The sequence below is a fragment of the Ekhidna sp. genome (assembly GCF_965221965.1).
Taxonomy (GTDB): Bacteria; Bacteroidota; Bacteroidia; order Cytophagales; family Cyclobacteriaceae; genus Ekhidna.
The window spans coordinates 49549-64532 of the sequence record NZ_OZ244926.1; the positions used below are offsets into that span (position 1 = coordinate 49549).

Below are 14984 nucleotides of genomic sequence, written 5' to 3' on the forward strand. Positions count from 1 at the left end.
ATGATTCGATGAGATAAAGTATCGGTTCTACATTTCTTTCTGAAAAGTATCTTTTTGGGAATAACAATGCACTTCCGATCCACTAAAACCACAAGATATGCCATCAAAAACTCACCATATAAAAAGAGTATTTCTCTGCCTTCTGCTCATTATTGTTTACCAGGTTGCCCCTGCTCAAACGGGCGATTTCATTTTGACTCACCACTCACCCAAGCATTCGGAGATAGATAATATCAATTTTGAGATCACTGCAGACAAGAACGGAATTATTTGTATTGCCAACAGATTTGGTGTTTTGAAGTACGATGGGAATGAATGGAGTTTTTACCGAACAAATTCATCAGCTCTCTCTCTATCCGTTTCTGAGGATAATGTTGTTTATGTCGGATGCCTCGGTGGATTTGGTAAACTTGATTTTATTTCCAATACGTATAAATATGTACCCATTGTAGATAGTGATTCATTAACCGATCATTTTTTGCAAACCTTCACTACGAGGAACAAAGTTTATTTTTTGAGTGATAAGAACCTCTATCAATATGAACCAGAGACGGAGACGGTAACAAATCTGCTGTCAGGAGATTTTCTCAATGGATACTTAAAGGATAGCACGCTATTTATTAATACCTATGAAGAAAAGGTTTTAACTGTCAAGTCGGGAAAAATTGACAGTCTATCAAATCCAGGGAAGTTATGGGGAATTATCCTACCATCCCCAGATGGTAAAAACGAATTTTCAGTAGATCTGGAAGGTGGACTTTATGTGAAGCAAGGTGATCAGGTCAAGCCACACCATCATCATGATCGATTGCAAGAGGCAGGTGTTGCGATTACAGATTTGGAATGGGTGAATGATTCTCTTGTAGCATGTTCAACGATTGAGTCGGGAGTATTTTTTCTTCATGTTAGTGACTCAAATTATTTCGAGGTAACGGACTACCACTCAGGGTTACCAGACAATGAAATACATGATTTGTTTGCAGATGAAAACCAGGGGGTATGGGTGGCGCATGAGTTTGGTCTGACACGGATCGCCCCACTTTTTCCAGCATACAGCTATACCAATTTTCCTGGACTGGAAGGAAATCTAATTGAGGCTCAGCGTATCAAAGAAGATTTGTGGATTAACACGAGCCTGGGTGTTTACTACTTTTCTCGTGATACCTCCTATCGCAGCAGAGTGTATGTACAGCAGGTGAAGAAGGAGTCTCAGAAATCAAGGAAGGTGGTAGCACAACAGCAAACTCAGGAGGATGAAGATGAGCAGCAGGAAGAAGAGGCCGAAGAGGAGGAAGATAAAAAGAAAAAGCGTGGTTTTTTGAGTGGTTTATTTAAGAAAAAGGATCGGGCAAAAGAGAGCAATGAGTCTGAAGAAAAGAAAGGTTTCTTTAAAAAGATCTTCTCATCAAACGATGAACAAAAAAGTGAGAAGGCAGCCGAAGAAGATAAGTATAAATATGTAAGACGGGTAGAGAAGGTAGTTACCGGAGTAAGCTATCAATTTCATCACGTTCCTGAGACTGATGGCAAGTTTCGACAGTTGATAGAAACCAAAGATCGGATTCTTGCAACAAGTCACACCGGCATCTATGAGATTGATAAGAATTCTGCGCAATTGGTCATCAACCATCCTGTGAAATATGCATACGCTGTACCAGCCACTAACAAGCTATTAATCAGTACTGAACGGGGAATGCTAAAATATTTTGACCTGATAAATAATATCTGGACCGAGATTTCAAGCACCTATTTTGAGGATGTGATCTTAAATGTGTACATGGATCACTTGGGTGAAGTTTGGCTGGCAGGCACCACTCATATTTATCAGGGAGTCTTTAAGGATGAGGGTTTTGATATTCAGCATAGCTATGAAATTAATAATCGCTACTATGATGAATTGAGTATTTGGGAGCACTCAGGAAAACTATATTTCATTAATTCTCAAGGCTATTTCCGTTTGGATCGGGAGATGGACCGGATTGTGAAAGACAGGGATCTGGAAGAGGAACTTGGCTCACCACACCATCATATTCATAATGAAAAAAGCAGGGTATGGCTTTACAATGGAAAAATATGGCAGCTACTTCTTCCTGATGGTAACGTGGAGGAATTCAAATACCTGGGTGTTTTTCCGAACCTGAAGTACATCAATTATGACGAAAAGTTGGAACGTTATTGGCTTATTACAGACGATAATCAACTCCTGGCTTATTCTGCAAAACAAATACCGGAATTCCATCAGTCTTATTCCATGTTTGTGAAGAGACTTGTAGGAAAAGAAGGTGAGCTTAGAGTTGATCAGCAACTCCAGCTTTCTCATGATCAAAATATGCTGAGTATTGAATTGCTCAAGCCGGATTATGTGGGTTTGCTGAATCCGGAATACCAATATCGCCTGAGTGGATTAACAGATGAGTGGTCGAAGTGGACTCATGCAAACCTCATCGATTACAGTTATCTCCCTCCCGGGGAGTATCAATTAGACGTTAGGGTACGTGATGCATTAGGTCAGGTGGAAGAAGACACCTTGTTGAGTTTTACAGTAGCCACCCCTTATTGGCAGCAGCCTTGGTTTTATGCAATTCAGGCGGTTATTCTCGCGCTAATTATTGGGATTACCTCCAGGTTGGATGAGTCTAAGGCCATCAACCGTATCGTAAAACATGGCTTGAGCATTTTGACATTAGTGGTGATCATTCAGTTTATGCAGGCCGTTATTGGTGCATTTCTTCAAATAGAGAGCACACCGGTAGTTGATTTTCTCATTGATGCCGGGATAGCTATCATGGTATTTCCGTTGGAGTGGGTTTTGAGAAAACTGATTCTGGATGGAGGGCTGAAAATTTCTGGAACAGCAGAAACGACTAAGTTGTGAGAATACTATTCTACGTATTGTTGAGCTACTCTGTATTCATGGTGAGTGCTCAATATCAGGATGATTTTGAAGATGAAACATTAGGTGATACTCCTGATATGTTTTCTCCACCCTTGATTGGTGATGTTGGGAATTTCATATTAGTAGATGATGGAGGAGAAAGGAGATTACGATCTAATGCAGGAGATTTAGACTCATCTTTAGAATACTACTTATCTACAGAATCTGATGCAATTTATGAAGCGAGCTGGGAGTTCTACATTGACTTGAAATTCAGTACTTCAGGAGCTAATTATGTTGATTTCTTTTTGGTAAGCGATAATGCAGATTTGTCATCTGTCCTAAATGGATACTTTGTTAGGGTGGGGGATACTGAAGACAGGATTGCTTTTTTCAAAATAGTAAATGGAACCTCAACAGAGAATGATCCACCAATAATTACAACAGCGGATGGATTAGTGAATAGTAGTTCAAGCAATCCATTTAGAATTCGTGTTACCAGGGATGATGTTGGAAATTGGGAGTTATTAGTTGATGAAGATGCATCTGGCTCTTTTACTTCGATTGGTACTGCTTTCGATGATGACGTTTTGGAAAGCTCATACTTTGGACTCTTAATCGAGCAATCAAGCGCTTCCTCTCCTGCCAATAATCATTTTTTTGATGATTTTAATATTCAGGGAGTTTCTTATCCAGACACCTCACCACCCACTATCCAGACCATCACAACAATTTCTAATACTCAAGTTGATATTCAGTTTAGTGAGCCTGTTGATGAAACAACTTCGGAAGTCATCGGTAATTATGAGATAGATGGAGGTGTCTCCGTTGCGGATGCTTCTCGAGATGCCTCAAACAATTCCATCGTGCACCTCACTGTTGATCAGCTTACGAATGGTGCCACATACACACTGACAATTAATAATGTGGAGGATGAAAATGGAAATATGATTGGGACCAATAGTCAGCAGAGTTTCGAGTATCTGGTTTTTGAAGAGGCTGTTTTGTTGGATGTGGTGATCAATGAATACATGGCTGCACCGAATGATGAGTCAGGGTTGCCAAGCGAGGAATATGTGGAAATATTCAATCGGTCTGACAAGTTTATCGATCTTGAAAACTGGACAATAAGTGATGCATCCGGCTCCTCTTCAGCATTCCAGTCAACGACATTGCGACCGGGTGAATACCTGATCTTAGCTGCAACAGGAAATGAACCCTTATTCTCGGGGTATGGAGATGTCCTGGAAGTATCTTCTTTTCCGGCACTTAACAATTCAGGGGATGACATTATAATCGCAAATGCATCAGCAACGATTATTCATCAATTGAGCTTTGAGGATACTGAAGATGGGGTCTCCACAGAGCTAATTAACCCAAATGATCCATGTCTTTCCATAGAAAGCTATGCTCTTTCTACAGATCCCTCAGGTGGGACTCCCGGCACTCAAAATTCTGTCTTCGATGACACCCCGGACACAACCAAGCCCACCATTCTATCTTACAGCTTTGACATAGGCGTGATCATAAATTTCTCCGAAGTTATGGATGCTGCCAGTCTATCAAGCGGGGATTATGAAATAACCGGCGGCCTTACTGTCAATCAAATCAGTGTGGAAGGAGAGTTTCCAACATCTGTAGAAATAACTTTCAATGAATCTATTGAGGCTGGTAAGCAATACGAACTCACCCTCTCTAATGTGGCGGATTGTTCAGGTAATCTAATCGATGAAATAACTTTTTCATTTGGTTTAGGAAGAAGCCCTGTTTTCAATGAATTGATTATTACAGAGATTATGTTTGACCCTGACCCTCAACTGGAACTGCCAAACCGTGAGTTCATTGAGGTTTATAATGCTACCGAGGACATAATAAGCCTTGAGGGTGTGGAGCTGACTGATGCTTCTTCCACTGTTGATCTTCCACCTATGATGATAGGCCCGGGAATGTATTATGTGTTAACCTCAACATCAGCGGCTTCTGAATTTGGTGATAATGTGATTGGCGTACCGAGCTTTCCTTCATTGAATAATTCCGGTGAACAATTAATTCTCTCCCGAAATGAGGATTTGGTTTTTTCTGTGAATTATGATCCCGACTGGCATGATGAAGACAAAAGCGAAGGGGGGATCACGCTAGAAATGAAAGACGTATCCAACCCCTGTAAGGAAGAGGATAACTGGGGTAGTTCGGATGATCCTGATGGCGGAACGCCGGGACGAGCTAACTCAATTACGGAGAGTTTTCCTGACAATTTTTCGCCTGAAATTATCCGTGTATTTGCTTTATCTGGTGATTCTGTCAGGATTGATTTCAATGAAAAACTGACTCCATCGAATCAGATAGCTGTTGATGTTCAACTTTCCCCCTCGGTTACAGTAGAAGAAATTATTTTCAACTTCCTTTATCCACAAACACTGTTTATTAAGCTGAGCTCTCAACTCACAGAAAATGTTCCGTATACGCTAACCATTTCCGATGTTAGTGATTGTTCCGGAAACACTTCGAATGATTTATCAGCTGTGTTTGCACTTCCTGTTCAGGCTGAGGAAGAAGAAATTAAACTTAGTGAGGTGCTGTTCAATCCACGACCGAATGGAGTTGATTTTGTGGAGATTTATAATGATTCAGATAAATATATCAGTCTGAAAGGCTGGCAGATAGCCCGACTTGATACAGAAGAAATTGACTCAGATGTCATTTTCGAGGAAGAGTTGGTTTTAGCTCCCAATCAATATCTGGTGCTTACCACCGACAAAGACGTTCTTCTCACCAATTACCCGAAGGCACAAACTGAGAGTCTGTTGGAAATGGCTTCTATGCCACCTTATAATGACGATGAAGGCACAGTTCTAATTTTAGATTCAAACGCTGATGTTAAGGATGAGTTCTTCTATAAAGAGGACTATCATTTCAATTTATTGGAAAGTGTAGATGGCGTTTCACTGGAGCGTGTGTCTTTTTCACAGCCAAACAACGCGGACAATTGGCGTTCGGCCTCCAGTACTGAAGGCTTTGCTACTCCTGGTTACCTTAACTCTCAATCCTTTATGTCAGATGTGCCAAAAGGAAGAGTTACTGCGAGCCCTGAGGTTTTTATCCCCGGAAATGTCGGGTCCGGTAGAGATTTCACGACAATTAATTATGAATTTAGCGAACCTGGGAAGTTTGCAAACGTGAACATCTATGATCAAGTGGGAAGACTGGTAAAAAATTTAGCACAGGGAGCTCTGCTCTCCACTACAGGGTTTCTTCGCTGGGATGGTGACACAAATGATGGAAAAATGGCACGAATGGGTTACTATCTGATCATATTTGAAATATATGATAGTAACGGCAACTCTGAGACCATCAAAGAAACAGTGGTGGTTGGAAGAGATTTTTGAAGTGAAATTCTCAATTTGGATTTATCCAATTATTTATTGTGCATCAAGGTGAGTATTTTCGCTTGATTTTTACGTTGTTAGAATTTAAATATCACCTGCCATGAGCGAAAAGACGAGATATTCAGATGAAGAGCTAAAAGAATTTGAAGAGCTTATTCTACAAAAGCTGAATAAGGCGAAAGAAGAGCTGAATACATTAAAAGCATCTCTTACAAGAGAATCTGACGATAGCGGCGATAATTTTTCTTCAGTGAAGACATTGGAAGATGGTGCTGATACAGCAGAGAAAGAGCAGCTGAGCCAGCTTGCAGGTCGGCAGCAGAAGTTTATCAATAACCTGGAAAATGCATTAGTGCGTATCAAGAATGGCACCTATGGCATTTGTGTGGATACCGGAAAGCTTATTTCTAAGGAGCGACTAATGGCAGTACCTCACACAACTCAGAGCATAGATGCTAAGTTGAACAGAAAGCCGTAATGGACTATCTGGCAAACCATATTCAAGCACTGGTTTTTTGCTCTCCAAAACCCATTACTGAAGATGAAATTCAGGAGTGCCTCAAAGAGATGTTTGACGCAGATGTGCCTGTAGACGACATAACTTCCGGGCTGCAGGTTATCGAAGAAAAATTCAAAGACGATGATTTTGCCATGGAATTGGTCAAGTCAGGAGGTGGATATCAATTTCTAACTAAGCCAGCATACCAGGCCAGCATTGGTATTTTGCTAAAGCAACAATCAAAGAAACGCCTTTCCAACTCAGCATTGGAAACACTTTCTATCATTGCATATAAACAGCCCATTACAAAAAGTGAAGCTGAACAAATAAGAGGAGTGAGCTGCGATTACTCCATTCAGAAGTTATTGGAGAAAGAACTTGTTGAAATCAAGGGAAAGTCCGAAGGTGTGGGAAGACCTTTGCTATATGGCACCAGCCAAAAATTCATGGATTACTTCGGCATCAATGATCTAAAAGAACTTCCTACCCCGAAAGATTTTACTGCTGAAGACAATACCATCGGTGAAGAGAAAGAATAGTCAGTTCTGCCGATGAAGAAGCCCCAAAAAAAACCAACCAATAAACCAGCTGAAATTCGGCTTAATAAGTTTGTGGCCAATGCCGGAGTTTGCTCCAGGCGTGAGGCTGATAACCTGATTGCCTTAGGTAAGATTAAGGTGAACGGGAAGGTAGTCTCTGAAATGGGCTATAAAGTAAAAAAAACTGATACGGTTGAATACAAAGGACAAAAGCTTAAATCTGAGACCCATCAGTATGTTTTATTAAATAAGCCTCGTGGTTTCGTCACCACCACAAAGGATCCTCATGCTAAACGCACAGTAATGGAGCTGGTGGAAAAAGCATGCGATGAACGCATCTACCCGGTCGGGAGATTAGATAAAGAAACAACCGGTTTACTGCTTTTTACCAATGACGGTGAGACGGCAAAGAAGTTAACCCATCCATCACATAAAGTAAAGAAGATTTATCAGGTCGAACTGGATAAACCCATTACCAAGGATGACTTTGATGCCATTCTGAAGGGAGTAAAGCTTGATGATGGTATGGCTACCGTTAATGAAATGGCGATTCTTGGTGAGGATAGCAAGATTCTTGGAGTCGAAATCCACATTGGAAGAAATCGGATTGTTCGAAGAATTTTTGAGCACTTTGGCTATACAGTCAAAAAGCTCGATCGGGTAATGTTTGCGTCCCTTACTAAAAAAAATCTACCCAGGGGAAAATTCAGGCACCTCAGCCCCAAAGAGGTGATGGGGCTTAAAGGTGTGAAATAATCATTTCATTGAATTAGTGATATAACTAATGATTGAATCATTGGCTATAATCTTATAATGACCTAAGCCTTTTACATGAACGAACGAAGCATGTGGCCAGGCATTTTCCAACTCTTCTCCTTTTCCAAACGGGATAACCTGATCATCTTCACAGTAAAAAAGGTGGGTATTTATGTTCTTTAGATCGTTTGCTTTGATTCGAAGGTCAAAGTAATCTATAGAGTGATGGTATTTATCCTTGACAAGTCCGCACATTGCCTGATAAACAGACTCGTTGCACCCAACATCATTGACAATATCCTTAAAAAAGTAGCGGATATAAGGAGGAGCTGCGATGACGAAAAAATGCTTAGGCTGAAAGGCTGAACCAAGCTCACTCAATGCAATTCCTGAAGCAAGTGCTCCAATGGAATGACCAACTACTGTTTGATAAGGGCCATTTTTAGCAATGTGATTTTTAATGATATCTCTAAACTCGGGCATTGCCGTATGCTTTCCCTGAGAGTTTCCGTGGGCGCGCATATCGATTGCTTCAACCTGATAACCCTCAGCTACCAATTTTTTGATCATCCGTCTAAAGTCTGCGGCTTTTGATCGCCAGCCGTGACATAATAAAACTTTAGGTCCTGAAGTTCCCCATCGGTAGTACTTAATCAAATCTCTTTGATAGCTGGTTTGAGATACTTCAGCTTCGCTAATGATTTGACGCTGTGGATCGCTATATCCAACTCTGCCCGGCATAGTGAAATAATGCCAGATAATTGAGGCGGATCTTTTTGCAGAGGCGTGCTGAAGCAGACCAAGGCCTTTTTTTATTACCTCAATTTTCCAGTTTGTTTTTGGTGGGCGTTCAGCTGGTCGGCTGATATCTTCCCCTTTTATTTCAATGTGAGTTACCATAACTTAATATACCAATCGGTATTTTAATGTATAAATTTTTTTAAATACTTATTGCGTTAATTTGTTTTTCCATGAAACGTTTCACAAGCTGAAAGGATCTGCTATCGCCTTCTATTCTTGAAACAGAAATCACTCCTTCGATAGTCGAGTAGAAAAAATTGGCGAACTCCTCAGCATCTACCTCGCGTTTAATCTGCCCTTCAAGTATCCCTCGATTAATGATCTTCGTCAATGAATCTTTGAGTAAGGCGATAGATCTAATAACTCTCGACCTAAGAAAGGGAAGACTGTCATCAGCTTCTATAGAAGAATTCAGAACAGGACAACCTCCGGGAATCGGTGGTTCATTAAGATATTCCTCATAAAAATCGATGATAGCTTTCAGTTTATCAGGTGCAGTATTTTTCATACGGACTCTTTTGGCAATCTCTCCTGCGACGATTTCAACTCCACGTTCAAATGCAGCAGTGGCTACCTCATCTTTATTTTTAAAATTCCCATATATGGCTCCTTTGGTAATACCTGTAGCGGAGGTAATGTCGGAAATAGACGCAGCGTTGTAACCCTTCGTGTTAAAAATGGGAAGGGCTTTATCAATGATGAGCTGCCTGGTATGTTCGGGATTTCTCGCCATGATGCAAATATACCAATCGGTATATTAAAATAAAAATCAATTTATAACTATTCTAAAATAGTATGCATGCATACTATTTTGTTGATTTGATTTTATCTTCGGGGTGCTATTGAAGAAAGCTGAAATTAGGTAGCTTTATGTGAAGAGCTGATTGTTGAGTGAAAAAGAAAAAAGCCACCCTTGAGAGGATGGCTTGGGTGGTGCTGAGTGCCTGCCTGCCGGGTAGGCAGGGATTCGATGGTACTGGCGTCCATCGGAGTTGCGTCCCACCCACTGACTCACGGATTTTTCAAGTCTTTGAGTTAGTGGAATAAAAAAAGCCACCCTTAAGGAAGGATGGCTTGGGTGGTGCTGAGTGGATCGACCGGGCTGGCGTACCAGCCACCGACTCACGGATTTTCAAAATCTTTGGGTTAGTGGAATAAAAAAAGCCACCCTTAAGGAAGGATGGCTTGGGTGGTGCTGAGTGGATCGACCGGGCTGGCGTACCAGCCACCGACTCACGGATTTTCAAAATCTTTGGGTTAGTGGAATAAAAAAAGCCACCCTTAAGGAAGGATGGCTTGGGTGGTGCTGAGTGGATTCGAACCACCGACTCACGGATTTTCAGTCCGATGCTCTACCAACTGAGCTACAGCACCAAAATTTGGGTTGGCAAAAGTAGGTATTTCTTTGAAAAGGCAAAATTTAAATTGAAGTTCGTAGCAGGAATTTTTTAAAGCATTATGGAATATATCCCTCAAATCGTTTTTGTACTGGTAGCCGGTTTCTTCGGTTTCCTTATTTTCAGAAGAATCAAGCGTATTTCCAGTAATATCAAATTAGGTAAAGATGTAGACCTCACAGACAATAAGGGTGAGCGGTTAAAGAATATGATTCTGGTCGCTTTTGGCCAAAAGAAGATGTTTAAGCGTCCGATACCTGCCTTTTTGCATTTATTGATTTACATAGGTTTCGTCCTGATTAATATCGAAGTTCTCGAAATTGTGATCGACGGGATATTTGGAACTCACAGAATCGCGGCTCCAATCCTAGGCGGGCTATATACGGGGTTGATCAACTTCTTTGAATTTTTAGCTGTAGGTGTACTTTTCTCATGTGTGGTCTTTTTAATTAGAAGAAACATCCTTCGAATTAATCGATTCAAGAAAATTGAGATGGTTGGCTGGCCAGCATTGGATGCCAACCTCATTCTCATCATAGAAATTTTATTGATGGTAGCCATTCTTGGAATGAATGGTGCAGATCAAATTCTTCAGACACGTGGAGCGGATCATTATGTACAGACCGGATCTTTCTATTTCAGTTCAATGATGTTTGGATGGCTGGATCAACTAGACACCAGTTCACTCATATTTGTCGAGCGCACCGCATGGTGGTTTCACATTGTAGGAATATTTGCTTTTGCTCTATACGTAACCTACTCCAAGCACCTCCATATTTTTATGGCGTTTCCAAATACCTATTACAGCAGACTTGACCCTAAGGGTAAGATGACCAACATGGATGAGATCACGAATGAGGTAAAGATGATGCTGGGTATGCCGGTAGAAGGAGATCAATCACCACCACCTGAAGGCATGCGTTTTGGCGCAAAAGACGTAAACGACCTGACTTGGAAGAACTTAATGGATGCCTATGCCTGTACCGAGTGTGGCCGATGTACCTCGGAGTGTCCGGCGAATCTTACAGGTAAAAAACTATCGCCCCGAAAAATCATGATGGATACCCGAGATCGGCTGGAAGACGTGGGAAAAAATGGTTTGGATGATGGAAAATCCTTGCTTGGCGATTACATCCAAAAAGAAGAAATTAATGCATGTACAAACTGTAATGCGTGTGTAGAGGCTTGTCCGGTAAATATTAACCCGCTAGACATTATCCTGCAAACACGTAGATATGTAGCAATGGAGGAGTCTGCGGCTCCCGAATCATGGAATATGATGTTTCAAAATGTGGAGACAAACTTTGCCCCATGGAAGTTTGGCGTGCAGGATAGGTTTAACTGGTCTAACGAATTAAAAGAAGGAAAATGAGCGAAATACAAATACCAACCGTAGCAGATTTAGCAGCTAAAGGAGAGAAACCCGAAGTATTGTTTTGGGTAGGTTGTGCCGGATCTTATGACGACCGATACAAAAGTGTGACAAAGGCATTTGTGAAAATTCTAAATAAAGTAGGTGTAAATTTCGCTGTGCTGGGACCGGAAGAAACCTGTACTGGTGATCCGGCAAGAAGAGCAGGAAATGAATTCTTGTTTCAGATGCAAGCAATGTCTAATATCCAGGTTTTGAATGGATATGAAATCAAAAAAATTGTAACTGCCTGCCCACATTGTTTCAATACAATTAAAAATGAATACCCTGAGCTTGGTGGTAATTATGATGTTGTGCACCACTCCCAGTTTCTTCAGGAACTCATCAATGAGGGTAAAGTAGAGCTGAAAGGCGGAGGTGAGTTTAAAGGAAAGAAAATCACCTATCACGACTCATGCTTTTTGGGACGTGCCAATAATGTTTATTCGGCTCCTAGAGCTGTTTTAGAAGCGCTGGATGCTGAACTGGTGGAGATGAAGCGATGCAGAACTAAAGGACTTTGCTGCGGAGCAGGGGGAGCTCAGATGTTTAAGGACGCAGAGCCAGGTAATAAGGAAATAAATATTGAACGCACAGAAGAAGCTCTTGAAACAAAAGCAGAAACGATTGCTGTGGCATGCCCCTTCTGTATGACCATGATGTCTGATGGGATTAAGAACAAGGAGAAGGAAGATTCAGTAAAAGTGAAGGATCTGGCGGAACTCATCGCAGAATCAGAAGGTTTGGATTGATATGTTGATTCCATTTGAACAAATGCCTGAAAACGCTCGCCTTTGGATCTACCAGGCTGAGCGAAAACTAAAACGGGAAGAGCTTCGATTTGTCGAGGAAAACACCAAAGCTTTTTTAAATCAATGGCAGGCCCACGGTCAGGACCTGAAAGCTTCCTTTTCTATTGAGTATGATCAGTTTTTAATTATATCTGTTGATGAGTCATTCAGTCAGGCCAGTGGCTGCAGTATTGATGCGTCTGTCCATTTAATTAAAGCATTGGAGAATGAACTGGAGGTTTCTTTCATGACCACCAGTCAAGTTGCTTTTTTGCAGGATGATCAAATCAATCTCTATGCATTCAATCAACTTAGATCACATGTGGAAGAAAAAGCGATCACACCAAACACACTTGTTTTTGACAATACTGTGCAAAACGTAGCGCAATTTCGATCTGGTTGGCTGAAAGAAAGTAGTAAGACATGGGTAAAAAGGTACTTTAAGTAGGGCTTTTGGTTCGTTTCTTGTTTCAGGTTTAGCTAATTTCGGAAAATCATCTGAACAAGAATTTCGTTATTCCTATATGCGATTCATTCAATACGTACTCATATCACTTTTCATGTTTGGCTGTTCGCTTGAAAAAAGTATGAATAATGCTGAATTTGACGCAGTGATAGCCAAACTGGGGGACTCACCAGAGAGAAATTCAGTAGAAGAGAACGTCATGGTTGGTGATGCCTATCGTAAATCCAATCGAATAGTAGAGTCTATCCCATTCTATGAAGCCGCCATCAAGGATGGAGGTGCACCTGAGGAAGCCAATCTTTATTTAGCACAAGGCCTTAAAGTGGAACAAAATTACGCTGAGGCAGAACGCATTCTTAATAATTACCTTCCAAGAGCCAGAGATGAAAAGACGAAAAAGCTTGCGGAAAAGGAGCTTCAAAACCTTCGGAAAATTGATGAACTGGAGGAGGATGAAAGTTATTATCGGGTGAAGAACCTGGAAGATATTAATACCGACAAGGCAGAATATTCACCGGTTTATAGCAACAATTATCTCTATTTCACATCCAATCGGGAAGGAGGGAAAATTTACCGAACCACGGGTACTCCGTTTACGGACATTTATCGTGTAGCTACCCGAGGAGCGAATGTAAACCTGACAACACTAAATTCACTTGATCCAATCATCAATCATGTAGATACAAATGAGGGGTCAGTCGCTATCTCTCCGGATGGCACTTCCATGATATTTGCCAAGGGGAATGACGGAAAGGCAAAAGGCTATAGTGAGGTAAACTTATTTTTTACCAGATACAGAAATGGTCGTTGGTCTGAGCCTGTCCCGCTTTCCATCAACATAGCTGAGGCATGGGATTCCACTCCTGCATTTTCGCCAGATGGAACAACCTTGTACTTTTCTTCAACCAGAGAAGGTGGATATGGCGGTGCGGACTTGTATCAAGCTAAAGTAAATCGTAGAGGCCGGTGGGTAGATGTGAGAAACCTGGGGCCTGAGATCAATACAGCAGGTGATGAAATGTTTCCATACGTTAGTGAAGATGGCAGTCTATATTTTTCCTCGGATGGTCATCCGGGTTTTGGAAAACTGGATATGTTTCGGGCAGTTCGCGAGGGAGGGACGATCTCAATCAATAATCTGGGAAAACCAATGAATTCTTCTGCTGATGATTTCGGTTTATACCAATTTGACCTCCAAAAAGGCTTTTTCACTTCTAATAGAAGAGGAGGAAAAGGAGATGACGATATCTACACTTATGTAAATGATGATCCGGACCTTAAAATTGTAAACTACTTTCTTACTGGCGTTACAGTCACAAAAGATGACGCTGGACAAGAAATCATTTTACCAAATACTAAAGTATCCCTCACGGCAGATAATGGTGATGTTTTGGATGCTTCATTTACAGGTGCTGATGGACAATTCAAGTTCAGAGTGTATCCAGAAGAACACTATGATCTGATAAGTGAAAAAACAGACTATTTCACAGTAAGAAAAGACTTTACCACTATTGGAAAGACGGTGGATAAAACAACACTTACTGAATTTATCACCGATATAAATTTTGAGACTAAAATCATGATGGACCCAATTGTATTGGAAAAAGCCATCGTGCTGGAAAACATCTACTATGATCTGGATAAAGCTAATATCAGGCCTGATGCAGCATTAGTTTTGGATAGTCTTGTTCAAATCATGAATGATAATCCGGAAATCTACATTGAGCTTGGATCGCATACAGATAGTAGAGCTGATGACGATTACAACATGAAACTATCTCAGCGAAGAGCACAGTCTGCGGTTAGCTATATTATCAACGAAGGAATAGAGTCAGACAGAATCGTAGCGAAAGGATATGGAGAGACCAAGTTGATTATAAAAAATGCACAAACGGAGGAGCAGCATCAAAAAAATCGACGTACAGAGTTTAAAGTGCTCCGCTACAATCCGCGGGATCGAGACGATGATCTACCACCTGACGAGCCTGTAGACGAATATGATCGATTCTTTAAGGATTCGGGCGATGGAAACGGATAAACACTTTTCTTTGCAAATAAAAAAA

Annotated in this window: 11 protein-coding genes and 1 tRNA gene; 9 read left to right on the plus strand and 3 right to left on the minus strand. The window is 41.1% G+C overall.

The window, feature by feature from the left end; translation table 11 throughout:
• Nucleotides 1-97 precede the first annotated feature (97 nt).
• From ACOQON_RS00250 to ACOQON_RS00270, 5 genes are all read left to right on the plus strand, one after another.
• A complete protein-coding gene (locus ACOQON_RS00250; protein ID WP_420576921.1) occupies nucleotides 98-2875 on the plus strand; it encodes a triple tyrosine motif-containing protein in 2778 nt (925 codons plus the stop codon).
• Nucleotides 2872-6261, plus strand: coding sequence for a lamin tail domain-containing protein (locus ACOQON_RS00255; protein ID WP_420576922.1), 3390 nt, complete (start codon nucleotides 2872-2874; stop codon nucleotides 6259-6261). Before ACOQON_RS00250 ends, ACOQON_RS00255 begins: the two co-directional genes overlap by 4 nt.
• A 100-nt stretch (nucleotides 6262-6361) precedes the next feature.
• Nucleotides 6362-6739 (plus strand): TraR/DksA family transcriptional regulator, encoded by a 378-nt coding sequence (locus ACOQON_RS00260; RefSeq protein ID WP_420576923.1) that lies wholly within the window; start codon nucleotides 6362-6364, stop codon nucleotides 6737-6739.
• A complete protein-coding gene (gene scpB / locus ACOQON_RS00265; RefSeq protein ID WP_420576924.1) occupies nucleotides 6739-7299 on the plus strand; it encodes an SMC-Scp complex subunit ScpB in 561 nt (186 codons plus the stop codon). Before ACOQON_RS00260 ends, scpB begins: the two co-directional genes overlap by 1 nt.
• Before the next feature lie 12 nt (nucleotides 7300-7311).
• Nucleotides 7312-8055, plus strand: a complete 744-nt coding sequence (locus ACOQON_RS00270; RefSeq protein WP_420576925.1) for a pseudouridine synthase — start codon at nucleotides 7312-7314, stop codon at nucleotides 8053-8055.
• On the opposite strand, the gene ACOQON_RS00275 is transcribed toward ACOQON_RS00270, so the two are convergent.
• From ACOQON_RS00275 to ACOQON_RS00285, 3 genes are all read right to left on the minus strand, one after another.
• Complete coding sequence (locus ACOQON_RS00275) at nucleotides 8056-8955, minus strand: alpha/beta fold hydrolase (protein ID WP_420576926.1); 900 nt, start codon at nucleotides 8953-8955, stop codon at nucleotides 8056-8058.
• A 40-nt stretch (nucleotides 8956-8995) separates the two neighbouring features.
• Nucleotides 8996-9589, minus strand: coding sequence for a TetR/AcrR family transcriptional regulator (locus ACOQON_RS00280; RefSeq protein WP_420576927.1), 594 nt, complete (start codon nucleotides 9587-9589; stop codon nucleotides 8996-8998).
• A gap of 568 nt (nucleotides 9590-10157) precedes the next feature.
• Nucleotides 10158-10230 (minus strand) — tRNA-Phe (locus ACOQON_RS00285).
• A gap of 84 nt (nucleotides 10231-10314) precedes the next feature.
• Between ACOQON_RS00285 and ACOQON_RS00290 the strand changes: the two genes are divergently transcribed.
• The 4 genes from ACOQON_RS00290 (at nucleotide 10315) to ACOQON_RS00305 (ending at nucleotide 14959) form a co-directional block, all read left to right on the plus strand.
• Nucleotides 10315-11625, plus strand: coding sequence for a 4Fe-4S dicluster domain-containing protein (locus tag ACOQON_RS00290; RefSeq protein WP_420576928.1), 1311 nt, complete (start codon nucleotides 10315-10317; stop codon nucleotides 11623-11625).
• Nucleotides 11622-12416, plus strand: coding sequence for a (Fe-S)-binding protein (locus tag ACOQON_RS00295; RefSeq protein ID WP_420576929.1), 795 nt, complete (start codon nucleotides 11622-11624; stop codon nucleotides 12414-12416). The genes ACOQON_RS00290 and ACOQON_RS00295 overlap by 4 nt, the downstream gene beginning before the upstream one ends.
• A 1-nt stretch (nucleotide 12417) precedes the next feature.
• Nucleotides 12418-12903 (plus strand): hypothetical protein, encoded by a 486-nt coding sequence (locus ACOQON_RS00300; RefSeq protein WP_420576930.1) that lies wholly within the window; start codon nucleotides 12418-12420, stop codon nucleotides 12901-12903.
• Nucleotides 12904-12979: 76 nt separating this feature from the next.
• Nucleotides 12980-14959: an OmpA family protein gene (locus ACOQON_RS00305; RefSeq protein ID WP_420576931.1), complete on the plus strand. Its 1980-nt coding sequence runs from the start codon at nucleotides 12980-12982 to the stop codon at nucleotides 14957-14959.
• Nucleotides 14960-14984: the final 25 nt, after the last annotated feature.

What these genes read in the sequence shown, in the direction of transcription:
- ACOQON_RS00250 (WP_420576921.1), top strand. Translation starts at nt 98, where the DNA reads ATGCCATCAAAAACTCACCATATAAAAAGAGTATTTCTCTGCCTTCTG.
- ACOQON_RS00260 (WP_420576923.1), top strand. Translation starts at nt 6,362, where the DNA reads ATGAGCGAAAAGACGAGATATTCAGATGAAGAGCTAAAAGAATTTGAA.
- scpB (WP_420576924.1), top strand. Translation starts at nt 6,739, where the DNA reads ATGGACTATCTGGCAAACCATATTCAAGCACTGGTTTTTTGCTCTCCA.
- ACOQON_RS00270 (WP_420576925.1), top strand. Translation starts at nt 7,312, where the DNA reads ATGAAGAAGCCCCAAAAAAAACCAACCAATAAACCAGCTGAAATTCGG.
- ACOQON_RS00275 (WP_420576926.1), bottom strand. Translation starts at nt 8,955, where the DNA reads ATGGTAACTCACATTGAAATAAAAGGGGAAGATATCAGCCGACCAGCT.
- ACOQON_RS00280 (WP_420576927.1), bottom strand. Translation starts at nt 9,589, where the DNA reads ATGGCGAGAAATCCCGAACATACCAGGCAGCTCATCATTGATAAAGCC.
- ACOQON_RS00290 (WP_420576928.1), top strand. Translation starts at nt 10,315, where the DNA reads ATGGAATATATCCCTCAAATCGTTTTTGTACTGGTAGCCGGTTTCTTC.
- ACOQON_RS00295 (WP_420576929.1), top strand. Translation starts at nt 11,622, where the DNA reads ATGAGCGAAATACAAATACCAACCGTAGCAGATTTAGCAGCTAAAGGA.
- ACOQON_RS00300 (WP_420576930.1), top strand. Translation starts at nt 12,418, where the DNA reads ATGTTGATTCCATTTGAACAAATGCCTGAAAACGCTCGCCTTTGGATC.
- ACOQON_RS00305 (WP_420576931.1), top strand. Translation starts at nt 12,980, where the DNA reads ATGCGATTCATTCAATACGTACTCATATCACTTTTCATGTTTGGCTGT.